Here is an 8,888-nt window from a genome sequence, read left to right as displayed (position 1 = left end):
GGACGGGGAGGCGGTCGGAGTTGCAGACGCGGCCGGGCGCGCCGACGGCGCGGCCGGCGCCGGGGCGGACGCGGGAGCGGGTGTGGGGGCGGACGTGGGGTCAGACGCAGGAGCGGGCGCGTCGGCCGGGGCTTCCAGCCGCAGCGGCGGCGAGCCGGCGACGCCCGCCGCCTCGCGGTCGGTGACCAGCGCCAGCGCCCGCCGGCCCGCCACCGTGCCCCGCTTGTCCGCGAGGGCGCCCTTCAGCCCGATCGACGCCTCCAGCTCGGCCCGTGCCCGGTCCAGCCGCCCCTCGCACAGGGCGAGCACACCCAGCTCGTGGTGGAAGTACGCCTGCTCGGCGACCTCCCCCGCCTTCCGCGCGGCCTCGGCGCCCGCGCGCAGCACCCGCTCCCACGCCTCCCAGTGCCGCGAGGCCGCGAACGCGGGCGCCGCACTGCGGGCCAGCAGGACGGCGGCCACCACATCGGCGCCGCCCAGCGCCGACAGCACCGCGTCGGCCTCGGCCGCGACCCGGGCCGGGGTCACCGAGGAGTGTCCGGTCCACCAGGCGTAGTGGCGGGCGGCGGTACGGGCCTCCTCTGCGGCGGTGTCCCCGTACCCGGCCTCCTCCAGCTGCCGGGCGACCCCGGCGGCCAGCCGGAACCGCGGCCCGACGGGCGTGATGAGCCCGCTGCCGAGCAGTTCGGCGACGGCGGCGTCGGCGTGGGTGTCCCCCACCAGCGCCGGCAGGTGGGCGTGGTGCGGGAGCTCCCCGCCGAGTGCGCAGGCGATCCGCAGGGCGGCCCGGCCCGACTCGCTGAGCCGGGAGGCGAGCAGCTCGGCCGGGGCCGCGCCCTCGGCGAGCGTCGGCAGTGGTACGGCGCCGGTGTCGCGGGGCCGCTCCTCGAAGACGCCGGGCTCCTCGTCGTCGTCCTCGCTGCGGCCCCGGTTGAGCTCGTCGCGGCGGCGCAGCAGGGCGGCGGCCTGGACGAAGCGCAGCGGCAACCCCTCGGAGGCGAAGCGCAGGTCCTCCGCCCAGGTGGTCTCCTCTTCGGTCAGCGGCCGGCCGACGCCCGCTTCGAGCAGTTGCAGGCAGTCGGAGCGGCTCAGGCCGCCGAGGAAGACCTCCTCCAGGTGCGTGTCGTCCAGGGGGGCGGTGTCGGGGGTGGCGGCGAGCAGGTAGGCGCATTCGGGGGTGGCCCGCAGCAGCTCCTCCAGGACGCTGCCGCCCATCTCCAGGTCGTCGAGGACCACGATGGCGCCGATGTCCCGTACGCGGGCGAGGAGTTCGTCCCGTTCGGGCCGCTCGTCGGAGGCGTCGTACACGGCCGCGTGGAGCGCGTGCAGCAGCTCGCCCGGCTGCTGGTGCCCGTACCCGGAGAGCCGGACGACGCCGTCCGGGGCCAGTCCGGCGCAGTCCGCGGCGACCGCGTCGAGCAGGGAGGTGCGCCCGGACCCGGCCGGTCCGGTCAGCCGTACGGAGCGGCCGCGGCCCAGCAGGTGTACGAGGCGCTCCCGTTCCTCCTCGCGCGCGAGGAGCGGCGGGGCGAAAGCGGCGGGGCCGGGCAGGGCGGGCGGACGTCCGGCGGCGTCCTGCTCACGGCGGGCGGCCGGATCGCGCCGGGCGGGGCGGCCGGCTGCGGTGCCGGGCCGACGGGGCTGGATCTCGCTGCCGTCGACGGGGTTGACGGTGAGGGCGTACCCGCCCGCGGTGAGGGTGGTGATCCGGGCGACGGGGGTGGATGCCGTGTGCGGTCCGGAGCCCGCCGCGGCGCGCTCCACCGGTTCGGTCTGCCCCTGCGTGCGGTCCATGACCAAGTCCCCCGATCGCGCCCTGCGCCCTTGCCGTCCTGCCGTCCGGCCTTCGCACATTCCGCTGTCGCTGGGTCCGGCCTCCGAAAGACCCTAGACGGTGGCCGGCGGTACGCGGAACCGCAGGGGTGGGTTATCCGCCGGACCGTTACGTTTCAGCCGGACAAAGCGGTCGGTGGGGGGCTTCAGACCCTCGGGAGGGATTCCGCTTCCAGGCCGCCCTCGATGGCGAGGATCCGGTGGAGGCGGGTGGCGACGAGCAGCCGCTGCATCTGCGGCGGTACCCCGCGCAGGACGAGGCGGCGGCCCGCCCGGCCGGCGCGCCGGTGGGCCCCCATGATGACGCCGAGGCCGGTCGCGTCCCAGGAGTCGAGCCCGGTGAGGTCGAGCACGAGGTCGCCGTGGCCGTCGTCGAGGGCGGTGTGCAGGGCCGCACGGGCGTCCGCCGCGCTGCGCACGTCGAGGCGGCCCCCGACAGCGAGTTCGGCGTGGTCGCCCCTGATGTGCATATGCGCTCCCGGCAGTCCTTGCGTACGTATGGTCCGACTGGTCCGTGGTCGGCAACTCTCACTGGAACTGACTGCCGCATGGGCGGTGAAGTTGCCGACCGTGAGCGAACCGATACCTAAATCACTCGCGAGGCGGAGCGTTCGAACTGGTGCCCAGTGGCGCCCGGTCCCGGGGCGTCCCCGTCCTCCTGCGGCTCAGTGCTTGTAGAAGCCCTGGCCGGTCTTGCGGCCGAAGTCCCCGGCGTCCACCATGCGGCGCATCAGCTCCGGCGGCGCGAACTTCTCGTCCTGGGACTCGGTGTAGATGTTGCTGGTGGCGTGCAGCAGGATGTCGACGCCGGTCAGGTCGGCCGTGGCCAGCGGGCCCATCGCGTGGCCGAAGCCGAGCTTGCAGGCGATGTCGATGTCCTCGGCGGACGCAACGCCCGATTCGTACAGCTTCGCGGCCTCGACGACGAGGGCCGAGATCAGACGGGTCGTCACGAAGCCGGCGACGTCGCGGTTGACGACGATGCAGGTCTTGCCGACGGACTCGGCGAAGGCCCGGGTGGCGGCGAGGGTCTCGTCGCTGGTCTTGTAGCCGCGGACGAGCTCGCACAGCTGCATCATCGGGACGGGCGAGAAGAAGTGCGCGCCGACGACCCGCTCCGGACGCTCCGTCACCGCCGCGATCTTGGTGATCGGGATGGCGGAGGTGTTGGAGGCGAGGATCGCGTCCTCGCGGACGAGCTTGTCCAGCGCGCGGAAGATGTCGTGCTTGACGTCCAGCTTCTCGAAGACGGCCTCGACGACGATGTCGACATCGGCGACGGCGTCCAGGTCGGTGGTCGTCGTGATGCGGGCGAGCGCGGCCTCGGCGTCCTCGGCCGTCATCTTGCCCTTGGAGACGAACTTGTCGTACGAGGCCTTGATGCCGTCGGTCCCGCGGGTCAGTGCGGCGTCGGTGACGTCCCGCAGCACCACGTCCCACCCCGCCTGAGCGGAGACCTGAGCGATTCCGGACCCCATCAGCCCCGCACCGATGACGGCGAGCTTCCCAGCCACTGCACACCCCTCGTTCTTCAAACGGCCAGTCTCGTAGCCTCTCGGCCGGAGACTAGCGGGCATGAGGGGCGGTGTGACCGTGAAGTAACACGCGTCACGTCTCAGATGACGGACATCACACCGATACGGCTCACCGCTCCGCGCCCGCCGCCGAGTTCGCTTCCCGCCCCCCGGCGGGGCTCACTACGCTGGCCGCATGGTGAACCTCACGCGCATCTACACCCGCACCGGCGACAAGGGCACGACCGCCCTCGGTGACATGAGCCGGACCGCCAAGACGGACCTGCGGATCTCTGCCTACGCCGACGCGAACGAGGCCAACGCGGCCATCGGCACGGCGATCGCCCTCGGCGGCCTCCCGGAGGATGTCGTGAAGGTCCTCGTCCGGGTGCAGAACGACCTGTTCGACGTCGGCGCGGACCTGTGCACCCCGGTCGTGGAGAACCCGGAGTACCCGCCGCTGCGGATCGAGCAGGCGTACGTGGACAAGCTGGAAGCGGATTGCGACCGCTTCAACGCCGAGCTGGAGAAGCTGCGCAGCTTCATCCTGCCCGGCGGCACCCCCGGCGCGGCACTGCTGCACCAGGCGTGCACCGTGGTCCGCCGCGCCGAGCGCTCGACCTGGGCCGCCATGGAGGTGCACGGCGAGATCATGAACCCGCTGACCGCCACCTACCTCAACCGCCTCTCCGACCTCCTGTTCATCCTGGCCCGTACGGCCAACAAGGAGGTCGGGGACGTGCTGTGGGTGCCGGGCGGCGAGCGCGGCTAGCGCTCGCCCTTCACCAGGCCGGATTCCGCGGCCCCGGCCGGCGCCGGGGCCTTGCGGGGCCAGATCGTGTACGCGGCCGCCACGATCGCGTGGATGCCGACGGCCCGCAGCACGGCGAACTGACAGTCCTGGAGCGCGGACGTGTCCGCCGCGCCGCCCGCGTACCAGACCGCGCCCTGCAGCAGGGCGGCGGCGACGGCGCCGCCGGCCAGGGTCCGCAGCCACAGCTTCCACTCGTGCACGGCGCGCTCCTTGCCGTACCCGGCGCCGGGCGGCTTCGGCCCGCCGGCGAAGCGGTAGGCCGCGTGCCCGTCGAGCCACTTCACGGTGTAGTGGCCGTAGCCGACGGTGTACCCGATGTAGACGGCGGCCAGGCCGTGCCGCCAGCTCGGCTCGCCGCCGTTCTTCAGGTCCAGGGTGGTGGCCACGAGCAGCACCAGCTCCAGCAGCGGCTCGCACAGCAGCACCGCCGCCCCCAGCCGGGGCATCCGCGCGAGGTAGCGCAGCGCGAGGCCGCCGGCCAGCAGCACCCAGAAGCCGACCTCGCAGGCAATGATCAGGGGGACGAGCACGGATCTCTCCTTCCGGCCGGTGGTCCGGCGTCTTCGGCGCCGGCTCCTTGACGGCTGGTTCCAGCCTCCCGTCCGTTCCGCGTCGATACGTCGTCACCGGTGACGAACCGTGACTGCATCCTTCGGTGTACTGCGGCCGGCCCCGTCGTCCGCCCTGGTGGCGAGGCCCGGCCGGCCGTCACCGTGTTGGATGGGGACCGTGAACGACTCCGCTCCCGCGACCGCCGCACGCCGCCGGATCCCGCCTCCGCACCGCGACGACGTGATCATCGCGGTGGTCGGGGTGCTCGGCGGCCTGCTGCTGTGGTCGCTGGGTGTCCACAGCAACGGCAGCCGGCACTTCTTCCCCGACTGGGCGGCCCTGGTCCCCCTGCTGGTCATCGGGATCATGGTGCTGCTGCGGCGCAGCGCCCCCGCCGTCACCCTGCCCGTCGGCATCGCGGCGACCGGCGCCGACCAGTTCACGGTCGGCAACCTCGCCACCATCGTCCTCTTCACGGACCTGATGTACGCGGCCGTCGTCTACGGGAAGCCGTCCATGGCCCGGCGGCTCCCGATCAGCACCGGCCTGGTCACCGTCGTCGTCACCATCGCCTCCGGGGCCCTGCTGGGCGCGCCCCAGGGCCTGCTGATCGGCGTGCTCACCGGCATCGTCGGCTTCGGACCGGCCCTCACCGGCGCTACGCTCCGCAACCACCGGGAGGCCGCGATCGCCGCCCGGCTGCGCGCCGAGCAGACCGCCCTGCTGGCCGAAATGGACCGCACCCAGGCCGTGGTCGCGGAGCGCGCCCGGATGGCCCGGGAGCTGCACGACATGGTGGCCAACCACCTGTCGGCGATCGCCATCCACTCCACCGCGGCGCTCTCGATCGACTCCCCCGCCACCAGCCGCGAGGCCCTCGGGGTGATCCGGGAGAACAGCGTGCAGGGGCTGGCCGAGATGCGCAGGCTGATCGGCCTGCTGCGGGACGCGGGGGCCGAGCAGGAGGCGGTCGCCACCCCCTCCCTGGACGGGCTCGACGCCCTCCTGGAGCAGGCCCGCGTCAACGGTGAGGCCAGCGGACTGGAATTCGTCCTGGACGACGCCCGGCAGCCGGGCGGCGGACCGCTGCCGGCCCCCGTGGAACTGGCCGCGTACCGGATCGTCCAGGAGTCGCTGACCAACGCCCTCAAGCACGCCACGCCGGGCACGGTCCGGGTGTGCGTGGCCCGCACCGACGGGCTGCTGACCGTGGACGTGGAGTCCCCGTACGGTGAGCAGCCGGGCCCCCGTGCCCCCGGCTCGGGAGCGGGCCTGGTCGGCATGCGGGAGCGGACCGAGCTGCTGGGCGGGGAGTTCACGGCGGGCCGACGGGGCCCGGTCTGGCAGGTGCGGGCGGTGCTGCCCGCCGAGGAGAAGGTGGTGACGGCGTGACCGTCCGGGTGGTGGTGGCCGAGGACCAGAGCGCGGTGCGGGCGGGGTTGGTGCTGATCCTGCGCAGCGCGGGCGACATCGAGGTCGTGGGCGAGGCGGCGGACGGCGAGGAGGCGGTGCGCCTGGCCCGTGAGCTGCGGCCGGACCTCGTCCTCATGGACGTGCAGATGCCGCGGCTCGACGGGGTGTCGGCGACGCGCCAGGTGGTGGCGGAGGGCCTCGCGGACGTCCTGGTGCTGACCACGTTCGATCTCGACGAGTACGTGTTCGGGGCGCTGCGCGCGGGCGCGGCGGGCTTCCTGCTGAAGAACGTGGACGCCGCCGAGCTGATCGCGGGGGTCCGGACGGTCGCGCACGGCGAGGGGCTGATCGCCCCGGCGGTGACCCGGCGGCTGATCGCCGAGTTCGCGGCCCCGCGCACGGCGCGGCCCGCTGTGGCGCCGCAGACGGCCGAGGCGGTGGCGTCGCTGACGCGGCGGGAGCGGGAGGTGCTCGGCTGCCTGGGCGAGGGGTTGTCGAACGCGGAGATCGCGGTGCGGCTGGAGATGGCGGAGGCGACGGTGAAGACGCACGTGAGCAGGCTGCTGGGAAAGCTGGGGCTGCGCAGCCGGGTGCAGGCGGCCGTGCTGGCGCAGGAGTTGGGCCCCTGAGGGCGCCACTCGCGTCCCAACTCCCCTGAGGTCTGGACCTCTTGACGCTTGGTCCAGACCTTTCTACGCTCGCGGCAACTGTGGTGAGCGTGCCCCGGCGGCGTGCTCACGGGCGGCGCAGGTCCCACCCCCATGTCGCGGTCGACGCCACGACCGCGACGGACCTACGGAGGAGCACCCTTGAGCACAGCACCCCCACCCCGCACCCGTCTGTTCAGAAGGCTCGCCGCGGCCGTGGCCGCTCTCGCCCTGCCCGTCGCCGGTCTGGTGGCGCTGGCCGGGCCGGCCAGCGCCGCCGGGTCCGCGACGGCGACGTACACGAAGGTCTCCGACTGGGGATCCGGCTTCGAGGGCAAGTGGACGGTGAAGAACACCGGGACCACCACCCTCACCGCCTGGACCGTCGAGTGGGACTTCCCCGCCGGCACCCGGGTGACCTCGGCCTGGGACGCCACCGTCACCAGCTCCGGCACCCACTGGACCGGCAAGAACGTCGGCTGGAACGGCACCCTCGCCCCCGGCGCCAGCATCAGCTTCGGCTTCAACGGCACCGGCTCCGGCGCCCCCGCCGGCTGCAAGGTCAACGGCGGCTCCTGCGACGGCGGGCCCTCCGAGCCCGGGGACAACCCGCCCTCAGCTCCCGGCACCCCCACCGCCGGCCCGGTCACCGAGACCTCGGTGGGCCTGACCTGGGGCGCGGCCACCGACGACAAGGGCGTCAGGGACTACGACGTCCACCGCGGCGCCACGAAGATCGCGACGGTCACCGGGACCTCGTACACCGACAGCGGCCTGACCAAGGGCACCACGTACACGTACTCCGTGACCGCCCGCGACACCGCCGGGCAGACCGGGCCCTCCTCCGGCAGCCTGACCGTCACCACCCCCGGCGGCACCGAACCGCCCGACCCGGGCGACAAGGTCAAGCTCGGCTACTTCACCAACTGGGGCGTCTACGGGCGCAACTACCACGTGAAGAACCTGGTCACCTCCGGCACCGCGGCGAAGATCACGCACATCAACTACGCCTTCGGCAACGTCCAGGGCGGCAGGTGCACCATCGGCGACGCCTACGCGGACTACGACAAGGCCTACACCGCCGACCAGAGCGTCGACGGCAAGGCCGACACCTGGGACCAGCCGCTGCGCGGCAACTTCAACCAGCTGCGCAAGCTCAAGGCCCAGTACCCGCACGTCAAGGTCCTGTGGTCCTTCGGCGGCTGGACCTGGTCCGGCGGCTTCGGCCAGGCCGCGGCGAACCCGGCCGCCTTCGCCCAGTCCTGCTACGACCTGGTCGAGGACCCGCGCTGGGCCGACGTCTTCGACGGCATCGACCTGGACTGGGAGTACCCGAACGCCTGCGGCCTCACCTGCGACATCTCGGGAGCGGCCGCCTTCACGAACATGATGCAGGCCATGCGGGCCAAGTTCGGCGCGAACAACCTGGTCACCGCGGCCATCACCGCCGACGCCTCCGACGGCGGCAAGATCGACAAGGCCGACTACGCGGGCGCCGCCCGGTACGCGGACTTCTACAACGTCATGACGTACGACTTCTTCGGCGCCTGGGCCGCCCAGGGCCCGACCGCCCCGCACTCCCCGCTCACCTCCTACGCCGGGATCCCGCAGGCCGGATTCAACTCCGCCGACGCCATCGCCAAGCTCAAGGCCAAGGGCGTCCCGGGCAGCAAGCTCAACCTCGGCATCGGCTTCTACGGCCGCGGCTGGACCGGCGTCACCCAGGCGGCCCCCGGCGGCACCGCCACCGGACCGGCCCAGGGCACGTACGAGCAGGGCATCGAGGACTACAAGGTGCTGAAGAACAGCTGCCCGGCCACGGGCACGATCGCCGGGACGGCCTACGCCGCGTGCGGCGGCAACTGGTGGAGCTACGACACCCCCGCCACCATCGCCGGGAAGATGACCTGGGCCAAGCAGCAGGGGCTCCGGGGCGCCTTCTACTGGGAATTCAGCGGCGACACCGCGAACGGCGAGCTCGCCGCCGCCGTCCACTCCGGCCTCCGGTGACCCCCACGCACTGACCCGGTGAACGACGAAGCCGGGGAGACGCTCACCTCCTACGCCGGGATCCCGCAGGCCGGATTCAACTCCGCCGACGCCATCGCCAAGCTC

At 73.2% G+C, this 8,888-nt stretch carries 7 protein-coding genes and 1 pseudogene; 4 read left to right on the top strand and 4 right to left on the bottom strand.

The features are described 5' to 3' along the window. The 3 genes and pseudogenes from ACFVGY_RS33210 to ACFVGY_RS33200 form a co-directional block, all read right to left on the bottom strand. Positions 1-1,794, bottom strand: a pseudogene (locus ACFVGY_RS33210) (ATP-binding protein); the annotation flags it as partial. A gap of 185 nt (positions 1,795-1,979) precedes the next feature. Further along, positions 1,980-2,303, bottom strand: a complete 324-nt coding sequence (locus tag ACFVGY_RS33205; protein WP_385684774.1) for an STAS domain-containing protein — start codon at positions 2,301-2,303, stop codon at positions 1,980-1,982. Between the two features lie 195 nt (positions 2,304-2,498). Beyond that, complete coding sequence (locus ACFVGY_RS33200; RefSeq protein WP_385684771.1) at positions 2,499-3,347, bottom strand: 3-hydroxyacyl-CoA dehydrogenase family protein; 849 nt, start codon at positions 3,345-3,347, stop codon at positions 2,499-2,501. Between the two features lie 196 nt (positions 3,348-3,543). On the opposite strand from ACFVGY_RS33200, the gene ACFVGY_RS33195 reads away from it, so the two are divergent. Next, complete coding sequence (locus ACFVGY_RS33195; RefSeq protein WP_360637152.1) at positions 3,544-4,119, top strand: cob(I)yrinic acid a,c-diamide adenosyltransferase; 576 nt, start codon at positions 3,544-3,546, stop codon at positions 4,117-4,119. Here ACFVGY_RS33195 and ACFVGY_RS33190 read toward each other — a convergent pair. Then, on the bottom strand, positions 4,116-4,691 hold the full coding sequence (locus ACFVGY_RS33190; protein ID WP_385684768.1) for a hypothetical protein: 576 nt from the start codon (positions 4,689-4,691) through the stop codon (positions 4,116-4,118). The two genes, ACFVGY_RS33195 and ACFVGY_RS33190, sit on opposite strands and share 4 nt — an antisense overlap. A 190-nt stretch (positions 4,692-4,881) precedes the next feature. On the opposite strand from ACFVGY_RS33190, the gene ACFVGY_RS33185 reads away from it, so the two are divergent. The 3 genes from ACFVGY_RS33185 to ACFVGY_RS33175 all read left to right on the top strand — a co-directional run bounded on the left by ACFVGY_RS33185 (position 4,882) and on the right by ACFVGY_RS33175 (position 8,783). After that, entirely contained in the window at positions 4,882-6,105 is a 1,224-nt protein-coding gene (locus tag ACFVGY_RS33185) for a sensor histidine kinase (protein WP_385684765.1), read from the top strand. Next, a complete protein-coding gene (locus ACFVGY_RS33180) occupies positions 6,102-6,755 on the top strand; it encodes a response regulator (RefSeq protein ID WP_385684763.1) in 654 nt (217 codons plus the stop codon). The genes ACFVGY_RS33185 and ACFVGY_RS33180 overlap by 4 nt, the downstream gene beginning before the upstream one ends. Before the next feature lie 180 nt (positions 6,756-6,935). After that, a complete protein-coding gene (locus ACFVGY_RS33175) occupies positions 6,936-8,783 on the top strand; it encodes a glycosyl hydrolase family 18 protein (protein ID WP_385684760.1) in 1,848 nt (615 codons plus the stop codon). Positions 8,784-8,888: the final 105 nt, after the last annotated feature.

This window comes from Streptomyces sp. NPDC127106 (genome assembly GCF_042677605.1).
Classification (GTDB): Bacteria; Actinomycetota; Actinomycetes; order Streptomycetales; family Streptomycetaceae; genus Streptomyces.
Note: the sequence above shows the minus strand (reverse complement) of the source record. Positions and strands in the feature narration are given on the sequence as shown.